This is a genomic window from Methylocaldum sp. MU1018, from assembly GCF_053646775.1.
The window spans coordinates 1,467,870-1,486,190 of the sequence record NZ_CM132195.1 but is presented as its reverse complement, the minus strand read 5'-3'; the positions used below and the strand labels follow the sequence as shown (position 1 = coordinate 1,486,190).

Here is an 18,321-nt window from a genome sequence, read left to right as displayed (position 1 = left end):
AACAAACGGGAGAACGACGATGCAAAAAGTCATACTTCAACTCTTCGATGCGCTTGCGAAATTCGGTCTGGACAAGCTGGAACGGGCGCTGCTTTTCGGGGCTGCGCTGGTTACGGTTCTGGCGCTCGCCACCGGCAGCATCCAGCTCTCGCACGCCTGGTTCGCGTTTCTGTTTCGCTGGCTGCACGTCCTTTCGGGTGTCATGTGGATCGGTCTGCTCTGGTACTTCAATTTCGTTCAAATCCCATCCATGCCCAAAATCCCCGACGAGCAAAAGCCGGCGATCGGCAAAGTCATCGCGCCGGCGGCCCTGTTCTGGTTCCGCTGGGCCGCTTTGTCGACGGTCGCGACCGGATTGATCCTCGCCGCCATGAACGGCTACATCCTCGAAGCCATGCTGCTGGGTTATTTCAAAGGCGGACAGGCCACGTACATCGGCCTAGGAATGTGGCTCGGCCTGATCATGGCTTACAACGTCTGGAACGTCATCTGGCCGAACCAGAAAAAGGTGCTGGGTCTGATCGAAGCTTCGGATGACGAGAAAAAGACATCGGCGCGGACGGCCATGCTGGCAAGCCGCTTCAATACCATGTTCTCGATTCCGATGCTCTACTTCATGGTGGCCGCCCAAAACCTGGCGTAACGGCGCGCATGAATCCGGAGGGATTCCGATCGCAAGCCTGGAATCCCTCCGACCGTCGAATCCGCAAAGCCGCGTTCCGTCCGACCGCTTACGATTCCCGGACGCGAGACTTCGACAGAACAAACCTGTGAACCGCAAAGGCGCATAGCGCCCCTACCAAAATCCAGGAATGCCCGATCAGGAACGCCGGCATTCCGGTTTTCGTCGCTCCTCTGAGCGAGGACAGATACGGCCTGGAAACCAGAATCATCCATGCCCAGGCCGGCACCTGATAAGCGATGGCTCCCGCGACACCCCAGTGCAGCGACTTCAATCCCAACCGCTCCGCGGTTCGGTAATACCAATAAACGATGCCTATGGTGAGCAAAATCGAAATAAATAGCGGCATATCAATCACACCTCGCTTGAATGGTCGGAATCGATCGCGACGGAGTCGCGGCCCGAGCCGTAAAACCGGCCCGAACCCGGATTATCCGCCTACCGATTCCGCCGTAAAAGAGCGGTGACGGCCGCCGGACCGGTCAGGGCGTCGTGTCTCGACCGTTTCTGAAAGTGCCGATAATTTCCATCGGCAGCGGAAAAACGATGGTCGAGGATTTGTCGCCCGCGACTTCGGTCAAGGTCTGGAGATAGCGCAGTTCGATGGCGCGCGGAGACTGCGCCAGCGTCCGGGCCGCCTCGACCAGCCGCTGCGAAGCCTGAAACTCGCCTTCGGCGTGGATCACCTTGGCGCGGCGTTCCCGTTCGGCCTCCGCCTGCCGGGCGATGGCGCGGACCATGCTCTCGTCCAGGTCGACGTGCTTGATCTCGACGTTCGAAACCTTGATACCCCAGGCATCCGTTTGCTGATCGAGAATACTCTGCAAGTGGAGATTCAACTTCTCGCGCTCCGCCAGCATTTCGTCCAATTCGTGCTGGCCGAGCACCGACCGCAGGGTCGTCTGAGCGAGCTGGCTGGTCGCCTCGTAATAGTTCTCCACCTGAATGATCGCATTGGCCGGATCGATCACGCGGAAAAATACGATGGCATTCACCTTGACCGAAACATTGTCCCGCGAAATCACATCCTGGGTCGGAACGTCCATCACGATGGTGCGGAGGTCCACCTTGACCATCTGCTGAAGCACCGGTATGACGATGAATAGTCCAGGCCCCTTGACCTTATAGAACCGGCCCAGCAGAAAGACGACGCCCCGCTCGTATTCACGCAGCACTTTGATCGCCGCGAGCAGAAACATCAGCACGATGACGGCGAGAAAAACGACGACATAAGTGGCGATCATGGCTCGAACTCCTCTCGTTCTTCCAGCGGCGCGACGTTGAGAACCAATCCGTCCAATCCTTTGACGACAACGCGTTGTCCCTCGCGCACGGGAACTTCGGTGCGCGCCGTCCAGATTTCGCTTCGGACGTGAATTCGACCGGTTCCGGCGAAGTCCTCCAGGGCCGTCCCGACCGCGCCGATCAGTTCTTCGCGTCCGGTGACGACGGCCTTGTGCCGCGACTTGAGAATAAGGCCGATCGCAAACACGAAGAACAGCAGGCTGGTCAGGGCGAAGGCCGCGATCACGCTCCAACTGAGCCCGGCCCCGGGCATTCTGCCGGTGTCGATCAGGATGACGCTGCCGATGACGAAGGCCGCGATACCGCCCAGCCCGAGCGCCCCGAAGCTCGGCACGAACGCCTCGGCGACCATCAGGCCGATGCCGACGATGATCAGGGCAAGTCCGGCATAATTCACGGGCAGCACCTGAAAGGCGTACATCGCCAGCAACAGCGCGATGACGCCCACCGTACCCGGCACGATCGATCCGGGATGGTAAAACTCGAGAATGAGCCCGTACACCCCGATCATCATCAGGATATAGGCGACATTGGGATCGGTGATGACGGCGAGAAGCCGGCTGCGCCAATCGGGCTCGATCGGCTCCACGGCGGCTCCGGTCAAATCGAGCGTTACGGCGCGCCCGAGCGCGTCCACCCGCCGTCCCTGCAATTCGGCCAGCAAAGCGGAAACGTCCGGGGCGACGATGTCGATCACGTGCATCTTCAGCGCTTCCTCGGCGGTAAGACTCGCCCCTTCGCGCACCGACTTTTCGGCCCATTCGGCATTCCGGCCGCGAAGATGAGCGAGACCCCGCAAGTAGGCGACCGCATCGTTGATCATCTTCTTGGACATGGCGCTGTCGGAACCGCGCGGCGCTTCGCGATTTCCCTCATCCTCCGGCGCGCCGAGGGCGACCGGGGTGGCGGCGCCGAGATTGGTGGCGGGCGCCATGGCGGCGATGTGGCTGGCGTAAAGAATGTAGGTGCCGGCGCTGGCCGCTCGGGCGCCGCTCGGGGCGACATAGGTCGCGATCGGAAAGGGCGAGGCCAGGATCATTCGGATGATGTCGCGCATCGCCGTGTCGAGTCCGCCCGGCGTATCCATCCGAACGATCGCCAGCATTGCGTTTCGGGCTTCGGCGTCGGTCAGCGCGCGCTCGACATAATCGCTGGTCGCGGGACCGATAGGGCCGGCTATCGTCAGTAGCGCCACCACCTTCGAGGGGCCGGCCGGGCGCTCGGAAGGCTGTCCGGTTCCGCCGGAAACCCTCATGAAGAGCCACAATCCGATGACGATGAAAATGACGTTCCGCAGCATCCTTTCCCCGCGACTCCCGTGAAGTTCGTCCGGCATTCTTAGGCAGAGACCGCCGCCGAGCATCCGTTTCCCGATAAGCGTTCCAAGGCCGCGATCGCCGGAACCCGAGCGGCCCGCGAGCCTCGTCCATGTCAGGCTTTATTCTCTTTCTCGGACCCGCTTGCGCCCCCATCGGTTCTCGGCCGGCAACCCCGGAGGCCAAGCGCTTCGATATTCGGCGGACTCCATCCGGCCGCGTCGGCCGGGATGGAGTCCGCCCGGGCATCAGTGCTCGGACTGATCGACGTATTGGTAGAGCGGGTGGATGAGCGTTTCGGGCGGAAGCCTTATGAGCTCTTTCATGATTCCGTCATCCAGGCCGTATACGCATCCGTGCAGGACCGGGCGCTGATGGCGCTTCCAGGCATGCTGGATCACCGAGGTGTGCGCGAGGGTTTGAATCTGTTCGACCACGTTGATTTCCACCAATCGCCTCACCCGCTCATCGTCGGTTTCCAGCGCGTTGATCTCGGCCTGATGCAGCCGGTATACGTCCTTGATGTGCATCAGCCACTTATTGACGATCAAAAGTTCCGAGTTCTGCTGGCCGAGCGCCGCGCGGATGCCGGCGCAGTTGTAGTGCCCGCATACGATCACGTGGCTGACCTTGAGCACGTCGACCGCATATTGAATCACGCTGAGACAGTTGAAATCGGTAGCGATGATCTGATTGGCGATGTTCCGGTGAACGAAAATTTCGCCGGGTTGGGCATTGACGATGATTTCCGCCGGAACCCGGCTGTCGGAGCATCCTATCCACAGAAAATCCGGCGTTTGGGCGCCCGCCAACCGCGAAAAGTACTCGGGCTCCTGGATCGTTTTTTCGCTGGCCCACGCCTTGTTTTCCAACAGCAGTTTTTCAAAGGGTCGCATAAAGTCCTCTAGGTTGGTGAAAAATCATGTTTCGCCGATCAATACGTCGCTTCCCGATCGCCGGCCTCGTCCGGATGCTCAAGGCGCATGCTTGAATTTTCCTGCATGATGATCGCTTCCCGTAGGCGATCTTCCGGTACTCTCCCGCCGGTCCCGCGCATAGCCACGACGGAATAATGAGGATCGCCGATCTTTTGCGAAAAAGCGACAGGAATCGCTGCCACAAAACCCGCGAGGACGATCGCCCAGGCCTGTTCCGGCCGGTTCGGGCGCGCCGCGGCCTCCGGGAAAAGCGGATCGCCCCACCCGCCGCCGGCCGTCGGTGAGGCACGATTTTCTTCTCGCCGCTTCCACGGGCCGGACTTCAACCACGCCATTGCGCGGGCGGTGAGCAACAAAAACGCGCAGCCTCCGAGATTGACGGCCATCAGCACCGGAACGCCGTGACCGAACTGATCCAGCATCATTCCGCCGATATAGGACAGCGCCATCGTCACGACGAATATCGGCAGCGATTGTTGCCCCATTCCGACGATCGGCCGGACCGCCCTGAAATTCAGCCAATGCTCTCGATTCCGCAGAAACAGCGTGGCCAAATAGGCCAAAGCCAGGAAATGCAGCCAGCGCAACGGCCCGAGACGAGTCTTTTCCAGCCATGGCTGCAAACCGTCATGCAGCCGGATCAGGAATTCGGTCGGCCGCAGCGCCTGTTCCGCCCCCAGCGGCAGCGTCAAAACCACGAAGATTAGACAGGCCGCCGCCAATCCTATTTTGCGCTCCGGCGGTTTAATCCAGCCGGATCCGAAGGCGAAACCGGTGAAAAAAATGAGCTGCCATCCGAACGGGTTGAAGAACCAGGGCCGATCGCTGTACGGATCCGCCGAAAACTCCAACCCGTACAGCCACATCGCGAGGTAAACGCCGATCGGGAAAGCCAGGGCGAGCGCGAGATGAATGCGTGACATCGCCCACACCGCCGGTATCCACAGCATGACCACCAGATACATCGGCAGAATATCGAAGTAATTAGGGACGTAACGCAGAGAAATGAGCCCGAGCAGAGCCTCCTGCGTATCGTCGAAAAAATACCGGAGATTGAGCTGATGGATGTAATCCGGCTCTCCGAAAACGGCATTGCCCAGCACGCAAACGATCGCCAAAAGCATGAAGAGAACGAGATGGACGCCGTAGATTTGGGCGCAGCGGTAAAACACGCGAACGCTGCCCAGCCACAACCCGGACGAGCGGAAACTGCGGCCGTAGGCGAGAGCCGCCGCGTAGCCGGAAAGAAACACGAAGATTTCGGCGGCATCGCTCAGGCCGAAATGGGACGGGGTATAAAGCAGCAGTTCGTTCGAGGGGATATGATTGATGAAGATGATCAGCAGAGCGAAGCCGCGAAAAAAATCGAGCTTCAGGTTTCGATGTTTATGTAAGCTTTGTTCGGTCATCGGGATTTTGTTTTGTCGACGGAAATATGCGCCGGCCCCACGCTGACTCAGACTCTCGGCGCAGGCGCCCCGGCTCGCCATTCTAAAGCGCGGAGCTTTCACAAACCTTTCACATCGATTGCTGGAGATATGAGAATTCTGCTCGTGGAAGACGATACCGCTCTGGCCGATGGCTTGACGCACGTGCTCAGCCGCTCGGGTTACCGGGTAACCGGCGCGGCGTCGGGTACTTATGCCGAGTCCGCGCTGCTCGCCCAGGATTTCGATTTGGTCATCCTCGACCTGGGCCTGCCCGGCATGGGAGGCTTCGAACTCTTGCGAAGATTGCGGGCGCGGAAAGATCCCGTGCCCGTCCTGATCCTGACCGCGCGCGATGCCCTGGACGACAGAGTCAAAGGTCTCGAATGCGGCGCGGACGATTATATGGTCAAACCTTTCGATCTGCGCGAGCTGGAGGCGCGTATCCACGCCCTGCTCCGCCGTCGTTACGGAGGCTTCGGCAACCTCAAGGTCGGCCGGCTGACGCTGGACACCCTGAATCGCCAGGTGCTGGTGGACGATGCGCCGATCATTCTGTCCGCGCGTGAATACGGCGTGCTCGAAGCGCTGCTGATCCAGGCCGGGCGAGTGGTCAGCAAAGACCGTATCGCCCAGCGCCTGTCGGCGGGACACGAAGAACTGGGAGACAACGCCATCGAAGTCTACATTCATCGGCTCCGCAAACGGATGGAAACGTTCGGCGTGAAGATCCGAACCGTGCGCGGTCTCGGCTATTTACTGGAGAAGGACGCCGATGGCTAAAGCCCAAAGCCTTCGAACCCAGCTTCTGCTGCGGCTTGCGCTTCCCCTCTCCCTTTTTGTGGTACTCGACGCCGTAGCCTCCTATTACATCGCGCTGCACTATGCCAACGCCGCCTATGACCGCTGGCTGCTCGACTCGGCGCACTCTCTGGCGCAGGAAGTCAAGGCGCAGAAAGGCAAGGTGATCTTCGAACTCCCGCCCGCCGCCTTGGAAATCTTCCAGTGGGACGAAGTGGACCGGACCTTCTTCAAAATCGAATCGTCCCGGCTCGGGTTCATGGCGGGAGACGCGCGAGTGCCCTTGCCGCCGGACCTGGCCCCGGTTCGCGAACGGCCCGTGTACTTCGACAGCATGATTCAGGGGCAAAAGGTCCGGGTAGTTTCCATGCTCGCCACGCCCAAGGACAGCTCCGAAGAAGTGTTGATCCAGGTGGCCGAGACGATAAAGAAAAGGCGCGGGATGATGACCGACATTCTCCTGGCCGAACTGGTGCCCCAGCTTTTGCTGGTATTCATCGCGGGCCTGTACATCTGGATAGGGATCGACCGCGGCCTGCGTCCGCTGAATGCCTTGAACCGTGAAATCGCCCAGCGCTCGCCGCGCGATCTCGCTCCGATCTCGGACACCCGCGTCCCGCTCGAAGTGCTCACGCTGACGCATACCATCAACGATCTGCTGGCAAGACTCGCCACAGCCATTGCCACTCAGCAGCGTTTCATCGCCAACGCCGCGCACCAGTTGCGGACCCCGCTGGCCGGCCTGAAGGTCCAGGCGGAACGGGCGCTGCGGGAAACCGACCTGACCACGATGCGCCCGGCCCTGGCGCAAATCCGGGACTGCGCCGACCGGGCGTCTCGGCTGAGCACCCAGCTCCTGACGCTGGCGCGCTCGGAAACGGCCTTGGGCGGCGCTCGCCTCGGTTCGAGGATCGATCTCCGCGCCATCGCAAGAGATACCTGTATCGATTGGGTGCCGAAGGCGCTGCAACGGGATATGGATCTGAGCTTCGACGGGCCGCCGGGTCCGGTATACGTGCAGGGCGAGGAAACTTTGCTGCGCGAGTTGCTGAACAATCTCCTGGACAATGCCATTCGCTACGGCCGCGAACACGGACAGATCGCGGTGCGGCTCACGGCGGGCGCGCGCCCTTGCCTCATCGTGGAAGACAACGGGCCCGGCATTCCGGATTCGGAAGCGGACCGGATTTTCGAAAGATTTTATCGTCCCCCCGGCAGCCCCGGCGACGGCTGCGGGCTGGGACTTGCCATCGTAAAGGAAATCGCCGACCAGCATGGCGCGCGCGCCCGGCTGTCGCGCTCCGGGAGCGGCGGCGCGCGGATCGAGGTCATGTTTGGAGGCTGAGGCGCGGCCGGCCGTCGCCGCCGCATGGCCGCGCGATCACTCCTGGTTGAGGTAGAGCACGGTGGAATTCAGCACATAGACAGTGAAGAGTCCCAAGCTGATCCACCCGATCGTTCTGAGAATACGCGTCTCCGGACGATACAGAAGGCCCACGATCGCAAGGCCCGTCATGATCTCCGCCGACATTGCCGATACCGCGTGAATGGCGGACACCCGGGACAACAAAGATCCCGGACGGTAAAAAACGTCGTCGACCGCAACGATCAAGATATCGAACAGATTGCTCCCCAAAAGATTGGCGATCGCCATGTCGAGAGCGCCGAGCCGCAAGGCGCCGATGGTGACCGTCAGCTCGGGCATCGAGGTGGCCGCGGCGACCAGCAAGGTGCCGACGAAGGAATTGTGCCATCCCATCGCCGTCGCGAGCCGGGTCGCGACGAACGGCATCCATACGCCGGCCGCCGCCACGACGGCGGCGGCTCCCACGTAACCCGCGATCGCGCGGCGCAGCGACGTACCGGCATAGCGGCCGGTGACGTCTTCCGCGAACTCGACCACCTGCTGCTTCTCGTAAAGAAAAATCGCGCGCACCGCAACCAGGTACATCAGGACGATCACCGGCGTATAAGCGCCGACATGCCCGACGGTCCAGCCGTTTCTGTGCCCCAGAAGGATATTGAACCCCACCAGGCCGATCAGGATGACGCCGAACCCCGCCGACAGAATGTGTCCCTGGCTGGCGCGGCGATAGATCGATTCCTTGCGGTGGAGGAAATCGACCACGACCAGGATCATTAGATTGAAAACGCAACTGCCGAGCACGTCGCCCACGGCGATGTTCGGCGCCGACGCCAGCGTGACCGAGCTGACGCCGGTAACGAGTTCGGGCAGCGATGTCGCCGCGGCGAGCATGACCAGCCCCACCCAGCTCCCCGAAAGTCCGGTTTTATCCGCAATCACATCGCCGTACAGCGACAGCTTCGTTCCGGCATAGCCGATCAGGACAAGGCAAACGGCAAATTCCGTCCAAATCATGGAAATCATCGATCGTTTATCGGGTTTTCACGACAAATTCCGCGCATCCGCCGCCAGAAGCATCGCTGGGATAAGGTTTTCGAGCGTCCCTAATAATACCTTTAAGGAAACTCTGAACAAGTCCCTGGCCCCGATAAAATAATGCCCAACGTCCAATTTTCGACAGGTCGACCCCCGATGAAGCAACTCGGACTCAGTGCCACCGTGTTTGTGAAGAAACCAAAGCTGACCAAGCGTCAGAAATTTCTCCAGGAGATGGAGCAGGTGATTCCTTGGGGGTTGTGGACGAGCCGGATTGCGCCGTACTACCCGACGGCCGGCCGGGGCAGGCGTCCCTTTCCTTTGGAGACGATGTTGCGCATCCACCTGATGCAGCACTGGTTCGGCTACTCCGATCCGGCGATGGAAGAGGCGCTGCATGACATTCCGATGCTACGCGAGTTTGCCGGGCTGGATGCGGGCGAGGACGCCATGCCGGATGAAACCACGATCCTCAAGTTCCGGCGCCTGTTGGAAACCCATCAGATGGCGCAAACCCTATTCGATGAAACGGCGGCCCTATTGGCGGAAAAGGGCTTATTGTTGCGTCAAGGGACCATCGTGGATGCCACCCTGATCGCCGCCCCGCCGTCCACGAAGAACCGCGAGCGGAAGCGGGATGGCGAGATGAGTTCGACCAAGAAGGGTAACAATTACCACTTTGGCATGAAGGCGCACATCGGCGTGGATGCTGATTCAGGCTTGGTGCATACGATGGAAGTCACCACCGCCAAGGTGGCGGACGGGGTCATGACCGAGGCCCTGTTGCACGGCGAGGAGCAGGTCGTCCTGGGCGATCGGGCCTATACCCGCAAGGACCGCAATCTGGAGGTCGAACGCCAGGAGGGCGAGCCGGTCTGGGCGTTTCCCTTCAAGCGTAAGAAGGGCGAGGACTTGCCTGCGGAACAAGCGCTTCACAACCGCATGCTGGCCGCGCTGCGGGCGGTGGTCGAACACCCCTTCCGGATCGTCAAACGCCAATTCGGCTATACCAAGGTCCGGTACCGGGGACTCTTCAAAAACGGGCAGCAACTCTACCTGCTGTTTGCCCTCAGCAATCTCTACCAGGTGCGGGAGGAGTTGAGGGCGGCCTAGGGATCAATCCGTGCATCGCCCCGGAAAACCGGGGGCGAGGGGCGGAAAGAGCGCCGATAGCGGGCGCCAATGGGGAGGGAAAAACGACCTTTTTCGGCTGGTAGCCCCGGCCGGTTTATCGGAGCCACCAATAAAACGCACTTATTCAGAGCTTCCTTAAGGAAGCTCTGAATAAGTGGATTCCGTTCATGGCTCGACAAGCTCACCACGAATGGAATCAATATCTTACCGTTCGTCCTGAGCCTGTCGAAGGACTTAATCAGAGCTTCATTAATATCTTTCCCACCGCCAAAGTCTTGGGGCGACTGAAGTCGCCCCTACTCCCCTACAGCGCTCCTGCGCCCGTATCGAAAACGCTCTAAAGACAACAAGTCGGGAACAAATTTGAAGGCGTGGAAGCGCGAGTCGGCGGGCGCTCGGAGATGCTCGAACGGGACGAGAAACGTGTAGCGTCCGCGAGAGCGGATGCTGCGCCGGATCGGAAAATGCCGACCTGAAAATCGGGGCGCTTTTTCTTTCCGGACCGGCTAGGCCGATATTCCGAAACTCGCGGCGGCCCGGTCGTTTTGGCGATCGAAAAGCGGGATGTCGGCCTATCCCGTCCGTGGGGGGCGACGCGACATCCCTTTATTCGTGCTCGAATGCCGCTTCCTTACCGCCCTTTCGAGTAACGGTATCATTTGAACGCCGGGTCCTGTCCGGAAAAATACGTGCGAGCTCGTATGTAAATCTCCGCACCCGGCGCGGCCCGGGAGAGCCGCCAAACCGAGATTTCGTGATAGAGGTCAAGTTCGCTGAAATTCGAGAGTGATACTGTTGCAATCCGTAGATCAGGTGACGTTTTTTCCAACTGCGGTTTTGAAACGAAAGAAGACGATGACTCCCAGAAAATTTCAACTGTGCCAGCATGTCGAGTTGATCCAACGCCTATTGGACGCTGCCGATAAAGCCTATCTCTCTCCCCAGGCGGACCGCGCCAGACTGAACCGCTTATTGGACCTCGTCGAGAGGTTGCAGCGTCGAAATCCTCAGACCAGGCTCCCGCGTCACTATCAGCATTGATCCCCCTGCGCCGCGCGGCATCGCTCACCCCGTCGACGGGCCGGCGGCGCGCCTCGGAAACCTTTCCCACCGCGAGCGGACGGCGCGCGCCGATCCGCTCCGAACCTTCGCCGGCTCGATCTGTCCCATTCTTACGGGCCGCATGTTCGCGGCTTCGCGAAAATCTGCGAAACGGAGAGAAACCATGGAAGTTCGAGAGATCATGACCCCCAATCCGGTCTGCTGTACGCCGAACACTCACCTGGAGGCCGTCGCACGCTTGATGGTGCGGCACGACTGCGGCGAAATACCGGTGGTCGACAGCGAAGACTCGATGCGGCTGGTCGGCGTCGTCACCGACCGCGATATCGTCTGCCGCACCCTGGCCCAGGGCAAGAATCCCCTGTCCATGACCGCCGGCGATTGCATGTCGGCTCCGTGCGTGACGGTGACCCCCGAAACCTCGATAGAAGATTGCTGCCAAGTGATGGAACGGCATCGAATCCGGCGCGTGCCGGTGGCGGATCGAAACCAGAGTTGCTGCGGAATGGTTTCGCAGGCCGATATCGCCCGGCGCGCCCCGACCGAGCAGACCGCGGAGGTGCTCAGAGAGGTCTCGCAACCGAGGACCGGCGCACAACCGGCCGTGGCCTGACGGATGCCTGCCGGCCCATTCGCCGGGCGCCGCCTCCGGCGGCTGCGATCAGCGGCCGGAGGCATTCCCGAGCGCATCCCGGAACGAACGATTCAGGCGAGCGGATACCCCGCCGCCTTCCACGCCTTCATGCCGCCCGCGACGTTATAGACCTCCTTGAATCCCCCGCGCTTGAGCGTGCTGGCCGCGATGCTCGCCCGGTAGCCGCTGCCGCAATAGGCGACGATCGCCTTGGTGCGGTCGAAGGAATGGAGATGGTCCGGCAAAAACGGCGCGTAGAGATGCAGGGCTCCCGGAAGATGGCCTTGCCGCCATTCGCCGGGGCTGCGCACGTCCAGCACCTGAAGATCGGTCCCGCCGCTGTCGATCCAGCCCTTCAACTGATGCACGCTCATTTCCGGGATACGCTCGAAAGGCAATCCCGCTTCGAACCAGCCCTGCATGCCCCGGCCCAGGTAGCCGTCGATTTTTTCGAACCCGATGCGCAGCAGATGGCGCCGAACCGTTTCGAGCCCGTTCTCTTCGGAGAGAACCAGCAGAATTCGTTGCTCGGGTTTCAGCATCCAGCCGGCCCACACCGGAAACTCTTCCCACAAGGCGATATTGAGCGCGCCTCGAATGTGTCCGCCGCCGAACGCCTCGATTTCGCGCGTATCCAGAACCACCGTGTCGGGCTTATCCATCTCCGTCCGGAACACGTGCGGATCGAGCATCGGCACCGGCGGAACGCAGGCCAGCACCCGCGGCCCGCGGATATTCACGTCCTCCAGGTGCGCGTAGTAGAACGGCGCGGGTTGCAGCGACCCGAGTTCGTTCGCGACGAATTCGTCCTCGTTTCCGATTTGCAGCTTGGGATTATGGCGCCGCTCGTAGCCGAGCGTGCTGGTCAAGCGGTCGCCGATATGTCCTCCGCTCGGTGATCCCTTGCCGTGGGCCGGATAGATGTCCAACTCGTCGCCCAGCGGCAGAACCTTGTCGAAAAGAGAATGATAGAGCTGACGGGTCAGTCGGTCGGCCTCTTCTTTGCCGAGCAGGTCGGTGCGCCCGACGTCGCCGCAGAACAGCGCGTCGCCGGTGAAGATTCCCCACGGCGCTTCGGCGCCCCTGCCGCCGCTCACCCGGTAACACACATGCTCGGGCGTGTGTCCCGGCGTGTGGAAGACTTGCAGCGAGAGGCTTCCGACCCGGATCGTATCGCCGTCCTTTACGGCTTCGTGCTCGAACGTGCGCCGGTTCGATTCGCCGGCATAAATCGTCGCGCCCGTTTGCGCCGAGAGTTCCCGGCTGCCCGATACGAAATCCTCGTGAGCATGGGTTTCGAGGACGTGAGTGATGCGCACGTCGCGAGACTTGGCGATATCCGTGTAGATTTCGATATCCCGGCGCGGATCGATGACGGCGCACACGCCGGCGCTCTCGTCGCCCAAAAGATAAGACAAATGCGAAAGCCCTTCCGATCTGATGGTTTCCAGAAACATGCTTGCCTCCTAGCCTGGTGTGAGTCTGCTTTTCCGGCACCGGGAAAACCTGCGGCTATTCCTCGTCCAAATAAGTGTCGCGGACGGTCCCGAGCCGGGTATTGCCGTGCGTCGTATTGCCGTCGGAATCGATAACCTCCACCTGAAAGCCCGGATAGGTCTGGCGGAAGCGCGCCGCCTTCCATTTTTCCACGCTCAAATCGTTCTTCGCCGGGGCTTGAAAAGGATACGGCGGCAAGCCCATGCGGTCGCCGCGCACGTCGCGCCCGTCCAAGTGGAGAATGCGCACCGCGAATCCCTCCACGTCCCAAATCTGTTTTTCTACGTTCATGACCTTGGCCATTCCCGAATCCCGAAACGCGGCGGCTCCAGACCGGACCTCAAGCGGAACCCAGCCGCGCGACGCGGTCGTGCAGCGCCGAGGCGATGCGCTGCTCCGGACGCTCGCCCCGGCCTTCCCGCTCCAGTTCGTCCGCCGTAGCGGGCGGTCCGAAGCGGACCCCGATCGGCCGGAAGCGGGGCAGCCAGCTTCCCACCGGCAGAGCCATGTAGGTTCCGCTGATCCGGACCGGAACCGCGGGCACCCGCTCCGCCCGGAGCAGCAGGCCGATTCCGGATTCGAAGGGTTGCAGTTCGCCGCTCGTCGAACGGCCGCTCTCGGGAAACCACACCAGGTTGTCGCTCCGCCTCAGCGCCATGACGCCCAGGGACAGGCTGGCCAAAGGGCCGCGCCGGGGATCGACCGGCAGCGTGCCGGTCGAGCGGCTGATCTGGCGCAGAAAAGCGTTCCTGAACATGACCCCGGTAAACCCCGCCCAATGGGTCCTCAGAAGCTGCTCCCGCGGCAGGATCGCGGCGATGGCCATCGGGTCCAGATAGCTGACATGGTTCGGAGTCAGTATGAACGGTCCGTGCCGAGGCAGGTGTTCCAGCCCTTCGGCCTCGACGCCGAACGCCCGCTCCATCAGCCAGCGGTCGAAACCGATCAAAAGGATTCCCAAGGCGCCGGACCAGGCGCCCGGCGGCTCGATCCAGCGCCGCTGCTCGGCATCCAGCAGGGTTTCCGGGCGAGACAGCCGCGCCAGCGGGTCCTGGAATTCACCCGCCATTCCGCCGCCCGCCTCGGAGCCCTCCCGCAAAAGATCGCGGACGGTCTGCATGCGGGCGATGGTTTCCTCATCGAGATCGAGCCCGACGGCCGCGCTCATCTCCAGAGTCAGCGTTAGCCATTCGAGCGAATCCACGCCCAGATCCAGCCGGAGATTCGTGTCCGGCGTCAGGCGCGCCCCCGGAAACCGTTCGACCAGCCATTGCCAGATTCGATGGACGTCCGGTTCTTCCAGTAATTGCCGGTCTTCGGGCGCCATCCGTTCGAGCGGCAGCGGGCCGGTCTCCGCGGCCATCCCTTTTCCCTTGCGTTTGGCTTGCTCGTAAATCGGGCCGAGTTCGTGCCGCCGGAGCTTGCCGAGATGGGTCCGGGGCAACGGATCAGGCGTGATGGCATAATCGCCGGGACGATGGTGCGAAGGCAGCCGTTTCGATTGCTCGTCGATGTCCTGCCGGATCAGCGCCTCGGGGTCGCCGCCCTCGCGGGGCGCGGCCGGAGCCGGAACGATCAGCGCCACCAGCCGGCCGTTCTTCTCCAGCAGGCCGACTTCCTCGATATGCGGGCCTTGGCTCAGAATCTCCTCGACCTGCTCGGGACGGACGTTTTCGCCGCCGGACAGCACGATCATCTCCGCAGCGCGTCCGACCAGACGCAAGTATCCGCCGTCCCAACAGCCGAGGTCGCCGGTGCGGAAAAAGCCGTCCGGGGTGAACGCCTCCCGGGTCTGGTCCGGCAGGTTTCGATATCCCGAGAATACGCTGGGTCCCCTGGCCAGGACCTCGCCGTGCTCGGCCGGCGGCTCGGGATCGGCGATGCGGATTTCGACGCCCGCCAGCGGGCTTCCGGCGGTCTCCAGGCGACCTCGGCCGGGCGGGTTGAAGGTCAGCACCGGGGATGTTTCGGTCAGGCCGTAACCGGTCGACACCTCGAAGCCCAGGCCGACGAGCCTGAACGCCAGATCGGGATCGAGCGCCGCGCCGCCGCAGAGCATCACCCGCAACTCCGCGCCCAGCTCACGGTGCAGGGATGCGAACAGCCCGCGACCGACGGCGATGTCGGAATGGCGGCGCAGCACCGTCGCCAGATCCAGTCCGAGACGGAACAGCCGCTCCGCCAACCGCCCGCGCGCCCGAACCCGGGCTTCGATCATTCCGAACAAGGCTTCGTACATCCGCGGAACGCCCACCAGAAACGCGGCCTTTCCTTCCTTGAGCGCCCGCAAAAGCTCGGGGCCTGTGAGCGACAGCGGAAAGATCATCGGGACTCCCGCGCCGAGCGGGGTCAGCATCCCCACGGTGAACGGATAGACGTGATGAAGCGGCAGCGGCGACAGGAAACGGTCCTGCTCCCCGATCAGGCGCAGATCGAGTATGGCTTGAAGATTGCTTGCGAGATTCCGGTGGCTCAGCGGCACGCCTTTCGGCGCACCGGTCGTTCCGGAGGTGTAGAACAGCACGGCGAGATCCTCCGGTGCAACCGGGGCGAACGTCCTTTCCGCATCGGAGCAATAGCGCCGCCAATCCCGAGGTTCGCCCTGTTCCGCATCCAGCAGGATCGGCTCGAGATCGCGTTTCAGATCCAGGCGCTCCAGGCGCCGGAGCTGGCGGCGCGTCGTGAACAGCCGGCGGATCCCGCTGTCGGCCAGCACGTGCCGGAGGTCTTCATCGCCTATCTGGGCATCGATCGGAACCGGGATCATCCCGGCCTCGATCAGGGCGAAACAGGCCGCCACCCATTCGGGACTATTGGCGGCGAAAAGTCCGACGCAATCGCCCGGCCGCAACCCCGCCTCCATGAGTCCCACGCCCAACCGCTGCGCCGCGTGCGCCAATTTCCCGAAGGACCAAGTATCGGCGCGGCCCTTCCGGAACGCCACGATCGCCGGTTTGCCGGCATGACGGGGGAACTGGCGGATCAGCCGCTGTAAGGTTTCTATCGCCACATGCGTCGGTAAAGGGTGATTTTTCCAACCATTCTTAGAAGAACCCGGCCGCGGATGCGTTTCCGGCGGACGGATGACGCCGGTCTCGATCGTACCGCCCGAAGACGGGCGGGTCGCACGCTATCGGGCGCGGCGGTCGGCCGAGAATTTCGGGAATGCCGGGACGGGATTGCCGGCGGCAAGAGCGGAGCCGACGAATGCATCGGCACGGTTCGGAAGAAGGGAACTGGACCGGACATCCTTGTCCGCTGCGATCGGCTTCCGGTGATCGCATTGCCCTGCCTTGGTGATCCAGCTTACGATCTTTTCCATAGACCCTGGGGATGTCTTTCCCGGCGAGTTCCGCTTTCCCTTCGCAACATCCCTCGGTCCTGACCGAAACCATCTCGTTTCGGGCTTGCATGCCTGGTTCGCATGAAAGTGACATTCATTTAACCCGCCCCGGCCTTTTCCGGAAATACGCCCGACTTCGTAAGTAACTATTCATAAAGGGGCGTCTCCCTGCATGCCTGCCGCCGCCGCCGGCTATAAAGGCCCTACCGCGATCGGCCGGGTTCCGCCCATCCGCTCCAGCAAGGCATTGAATGTGGCCTCCGCGGTCTGGCTGTAGCCGGAAACCGGAACCGGCAGCCCCACTCTTTCGATATCCACGGCATCGCGGATCAGGCCCGTGGTATTACTCGCCCCGAGCGTGTCGAAACAAGAGACCAGTTTGGCTTGAACATCGGCCATGATCCGGCCGCGCCGCGCCTCCGGCAAATCCCACAAGGCCTGTTTGAACGGCAGCAGCGCCCGCTTGCGGGTGGCGCGGTAAAACGCTTCGTCGCTCATGCCGGGTTGCCGCGCTCCGGGCCATTCGCTGTCGATCCAGCGGTAGATGTCTTTTTTCAGCTCCGGCGAAAATGCCTCGTGATCGAAGATCAGGTCCTCGAACGGCGCCGAGAGGTGAAGTTCGCGGATGTTGTTTCCCGGAAGCTGCGGGAACAGCGTTTCGGACAGCGACGCCGTCCCGCTGCGCACGGCGAGGTCCAGGCCATATTCCCGGCGGGCGATCTCGCCGATCTCGCGGAGCAGTTCGAGATCGACGTCGGCCGCGCTCGCCAGAACGATGATCTTGGAAAGATCCTTTTTGCCGCCGGGAATGTTGAGATCTTCGAAAAAGCCTTCCATGAAGGCGCGAAACTGGTCCGCAGTCAGATTGTCGTCGCCCATCGCCCTGATTTCCGCGCCGATGCGGATGGACAGCTCCGCCGGCTCTATCTCGCGGATGAAGGCGACCAGTTCGGCGCACTCCCGGCTGCTTTGCCGCTGCTGTTCAAGGAAGCTTGGACTGGAGAAATCCGCCAGGCTCGAGGTATCGATATCGATGTTGAAAAATCCGGCCGTGACGGCCTCCTCGAGGCGTTCCTTCAGCCGGCCGATCTCATCGTCCCGGCCGACCCGATAACTGGCGGAGCCGACCCGAATGTGGCCGCTTTGCAGAAACACGGCGCGCTGATATCCCTCCCGAATGGCTGCCGCCAGAATACAGGTGGCATATTCGGCCGGCGACTGAAAACCGGAACCGGCGACTTCGTCGGTATATTCGAAAACAAAGGCGCCTGCCGCGGTGTCCCGGGCGGCGCGAAAACAGGCCCGCGCCGCATCGTAGCTCAGCGCGTGCAGGCTCAGTGCCGGAATCGTGAAAGCCGGAACCGCCCCCACGACGATCGCCTCGTGCAGCCCTTGAATGGACGTCGGATAAATGACCCGCTTGGCGGCGGCTTCCCGGATCAGCCATTGCAGGAAATACCTGAACGCTTCGGATTCGTGGAACACGGCGTTATAGACCAGCCGGTCGATGCCGGTTTCCCGGAGCTTGTCGGCATCGATCACCTCGACTTCATTGTCCCTGACTTCGACAACGCCTCTCAGAGCGTTCTCGATATCGACAGCCGTTCGAAACAGCATGGCTTTACTCCTTGCAAGACGCACGGGCGGAACCGGAGCCGGCGCCGCATGGCCGTTCCCCTCCGCGACAGGCTTACCAAGAGGAGACCCGGCGGCATGGCGTAAGTTCTCGTCCGGCGCAGTTCGCCTGGAGAAAGCCGCTCGAGCCGGCTTGGGAAAACCGG

The 18,321-nt window shown here is 61.9% G+C and carries 16 protein-coding genes; 6 read left to right on the top strand and 10 right to left on the bottom strand.

Annotated features, from left to right (window positions below):
* The first annotated feature begins 19 nt into the window (after positions 1-19).
* The gene (locus ACWJKU_RS06950) at positions 20-643 is read left to right on the top strand and encodes a urate hydroxylase PuuD (protein WP_454147090.1); all 624 of its coding nucleotides are present in this window, start codon (positions 20-22) and stop codon (positions 641-643) included.
* An 88-nt stretch (positions 644-731) separates the two neighbouring features.
* Here ACWJKU_RS06950 and ACWJKU_RS06945 read toward each other — a convergent pair whose 3' ends face one another.
* The 5 genes from ACWJKU_RS06945 to ACWJKU_RS06925 all read right to left on the bottom strand — a co-directional run bounded on the left by ACWJKU_RS06945 (position 732) and on the right by ACWJKU_RS06925 (position 5,650).
* Complete coding sequence (locus ACWJKU_RS06945; RefSeq protein WP_454147088.1) at positions 732-1,031, bottom strand: hypothetical protein; 300 nt, start codon at positions 1,029-1,031, stop codon at positions 732-734.
* 133 nt (positions 1,032-1,164) lie between these two features.
* Positions 1,165-1,926 carry a slipin family protein gene (locus ACWJKU_RS06940; RefSeq protein ID WP_454147086.1) on the bottom strand — a complete coding sequence of 254 codons (762 nt, stop codon included), beginning with the start codon at positions 1,924-1,926 and terminating at the stop codon, positions 1,165-1,167.
* On the bottom strand, positions 1,923-3,287 hold the full coding sequence (locus ACWJKU_RS06935) for an NfeD family protein (RefSeq protein ID WP_454147084.1): 1,365 nt from the start codon (positions 3,285-3,287) through the stop codon (positions 1,923-1,925). Before ACWJKU_RS06935 ends, ACWJKU_RS06940 begins: the two co-directional genes overlap by 4 nt.
* Positions 3,288-3,551: 264 nt before the next feature.
* Positions 3,552-4,199: a carbonic anhydrase gene (locus ACWJKU_RS06930; RefSeq protein ID WP_454147082.1), complete on the bottom strand. Its 648-nt coding sequence runs from the start codon at positions 4,197-4,199 to the stop codon at positions 3,552-3,554.
* 38 nt (positions 4,200-4,237) lie between these two features.
* Positions 4,238-5,650: an OpgC family protein gene (locus ACWJKU_RS06925; protein ID WP_454147080.1), complete on the bottom strand. Its 1,413-nt coding sequence runs from the start codon at positions 5,648-5,650 to the stop codon at positions 4,238-4,240.
* 129 nt (positions 5,651-5,779) lie between these two features.
* Here ACWJKU_RS06925 and ACWJKU_RS06920 point away from each other — a divergent pair, with 129 nt between their 5' ends.
* Both ACWJKU_RS06920 and ACWJKU_RS06915 read left to right on the top strand, forming a co-directional pair.
* Positions 5,780-6,451 carry a response regulator gene (locus ACWJKU_RS06920; protein ID WP_454147078.1) on the top strand — a complete coding sequence of 224 codons (672 nt, stop codon included), beginning with the start codon at positions 5,780-5,782 and terminating at the stop codon, positions 6,449-6,451.
* On the top strand, positions 6,444-7,814 hold the full coding sequence (locus ACWJKU_RS06915) for a sensor histidine kinase N-terminal domain-containing protein (RefSeq protein ID WP_454147076.1): 1,371 nt from the start codon (positions 6,444-6,446) through the stop codon (positions 7,812-7,814). Before ACWJKU_RS06920 ends, ACWJKU_RS06915 begins: the two co-directional genes overlap by 8 nt.
* Positions 7,815-7,850: 36 nt before the next feature.
* Here ACWJKU_RS06915 and ACWJKU_RS06910 read toward each other — a convergent pair whose 3' ends face one another.
* Positions 7,851-8,849 (bottom strand): sodium:calcium antiporter, encoded by a 999-nt coding sequence (locus tag ACWJKU_RS06910; protein ID WP_454147074.1) that lies wholly within the window; start codon positions 8,847-8,849, stop codon positions 7,851-7,853.
* A gap of 177 nt (positions 8,850-9,026) precedes the next feature.
* On the opposite strand from ACWJKU_RS06910, the gene ACWJKU_RS06905 reads away from it, so the two are divergent.
* From ACWJKU_RS06905 to ACWJKU_RS06895, 3 genes are all read left to right on the top strand, one after another.
* Complete coding sequence (locus ACWJKU_RS06905; protein WP_454143176.1) at positions 9,027-9,983, top strand: IS5 family transposase; 957 nt, start codon at positions 9,027-9,029, stop codon at positions 9,981-9,983.
* Between the two features lie 876 nt (positions 9,984-10,859).
* Positions 10,860-11,045 carry a hypothetical protein gene (locus ACWJKU_RS06900; protein WP_454147072.1) on the top strand — a complete coding sequence of 62 codons (186 nt, stop codon included), beginning with the start codon at positions 10,860-10,862 and terminating at the stop codon, positions 11,043-11,045.
* A gap of 184 nt (positions 11,046-11,229) precedes the next feature.
* On the top strand, positions 11,230-11,679 hold the full coding sequence (locus ACWJKU_RS06895) for a CBS domain-containing protein (protein WP_454147070.1): 450 nt from the start codon (positions 11,230-11,232) through the stop codon (positions 11,677-11,679).
* Between the two features lie 92 nt (positions 11,680-11,771).
* Here the strand turns inward: ACWJKU_RS06895 and ACWJKU_RS06890 are convergent, their stop codons facing one another.
* The 4 genes from ACWJKU_RS06890 to ACWJKU_RS06875 all read right to left on the bottom strand — a co-directional run bounded on the left by ACWJKU_RS06890 (position 11,772) and on the right by ACWJKU_RS06875 (position 18,157).
* Positions 11,772-13,157 carry an MBL fold metallo-hydrolase gene (locus ACWJKU_RS06890; RefSeq protein ID WP_454147068.1) on the bottom strand — a complete coding sequence of 462 codons (1,386 nt, stop codon included), beginning with the start codon at positions 13,155-13,157 and terminating at the stop codon, positions 11,772-11,774.
* Between the two features lie 55 nt (positions 13,158-13,212).
* The gene (locus tag ACWJKU_RS06885; protein ID WP_454147066.1) at positions 13,213-13,488 is read right to left on the bottom strand and encodes a hypothetical protein; all 276 of its coding nucleotides are present in this window, start codon (positions 13,486-13,488) and stop codon (positions 13,213-13,215) included.
* 49 nt (positions 13,489-13,537) lie between these two features.
* Positions 13,538-16,207, bottom strand: a complete 2,670-nt coding sequence (locus tag ACWJKU_RS06880) for an AMP-binding protein (RefSeq protein ID WP_454147064.1) — start codon at positions 16,205-16,207, stop codon at positions 13,538-13,540.
* A 525-nt stretch (positions 16,208-16,732) separates the two neighbouring features.
* Positions 16,733-18,157 (bottom strand): hypothetical protein, encoded by a 1,425-nt coding sequence (locus tag ACWJKU_RS06875; protein WP_454147062.1) that lies wholly within the window; start codon positions 18,155-18,157, stop codon positions 16,733-16,735.
* Positions 18,158-18,321: the final 164 nt, after the last annotated feature.

What these genes read in the sequence shown, in the direction of transcription:
- ACWJKU_RS06950 (WP_454147090.1), top strand. Translation starts at nt 20, where the DNA reads ATGCAAAAAGTCATACTTCAACTCTTCGATGCGCTTGCGAAATTCGGT.
- ACWJKU_RS06945 (WP_454147088.1), bottom strand. Translation starts at nt 1,031, where the DNA reads ATGCCGCTATTTATTTCGATTTTGCTCACCATAGGCATCGTTTATTGG.
- ACWJKU_RS06940 (WP_454147086.1), bottom strand. Translation starts at nt 1,926, where the DNA reads ATGATCGCCACTTATGTCGTCGTTTTTCTCGCCGTCATCGTGCTGATG.
- ACWJKU_RS06935 (WP_454147084.1), bottom strand. Translation starts at nt 3,287, where the DNA reads ATGCTGCGGAACGTCATTTTCATCGTCATCGGATTGTGGCTCTTCATG.
- ACWJKU_RS06930 (WP_454147082.1), bottom strand. Translation starts at nt 4,199, where the DNA reads ATGCGACCCTTTGAAAAACTGCTGTTGGAAAACAAGGCGTGGGCCAGC.
- ACWJKU_RS06925 (WP_454147080.1), bottom strand. Translation starts at nt 5,650, where the DNA reads ATGACCGAACAAAGCTTACATAAACATCGAAACCTGAAGCTCGATTTT.
- ACWJKU_RS06920 (WP_454147078.1), top strand. Translation starts at nt 5,780, where the DNA reads ATGAGAATTCTGCTCGTGGAAGACGATACCGCTCTGGCCGATGGCTTG.
- ACWJKU_RS06915 (WP_454147076.1), top strand. Translation starts at nt 6,444, where the DNA reads ATGGCTAAAGCCCAAAGCCTTCGAACCCAGCTTCTGCTGCGGCTTGCG.
- ACWJKU_RS06910 (WP_454147074.1), bottom strand. Translation starts at nt 8,849, where the DNA reads ATGATTTGGACGGAATTTGCCGTTTGCCTTGTCCTGATCGGCTATGCC.
- ACWJKU_RS06905 (WP_454143176.1), top strand. Translation starts at nt 9,027, where the DNA reads ATGAAGCAACTCGGACTCAGTGCCACCGTGTTTGTGAAGAAACCAAAG.
- ACWJKU_RS06900 (WP_454147072.1), top strand. Translation starts at nt 10,860, where the DNA reads ATGACTCCCAGAAAATTTCAACTGTGCCAGCATGTCGAGTTGATCCAA.
- ACWJKU_RS06895 (WP_454147070.1), top strand. Translation starts at nt 11,230, where the DNA reads ATGGAAGTTCGAGAGATCATGACCCCCAATCCGGTCTGCTGTACGCCG.
- ACWJKU_RS06890 (WP_454147068.1), bottom strand. Translation starts at nt 13,157, where the DNA reads ATGTTTCTGGAAACCATCAGATCGGAAGGGCTTTCGCATTTGTCTTAT.
- ACWJKU_RS06885 (WP_454147066.1), bottom strand. Translation starts at nt 13,488, where the DNA reads ATGAACGTAGAAAAACAGATTTGGGACGTGGAGGGATTCGCGGTGCGC.
- ACWJKU_RS06875 (WP_454147062.1), bottom strand. Translation starts at nt 18,157, where the DNA reads ATGCTGTTTCGAACGGCTGTCGATATCGAGAACGCTCTGAGAGGCGTT.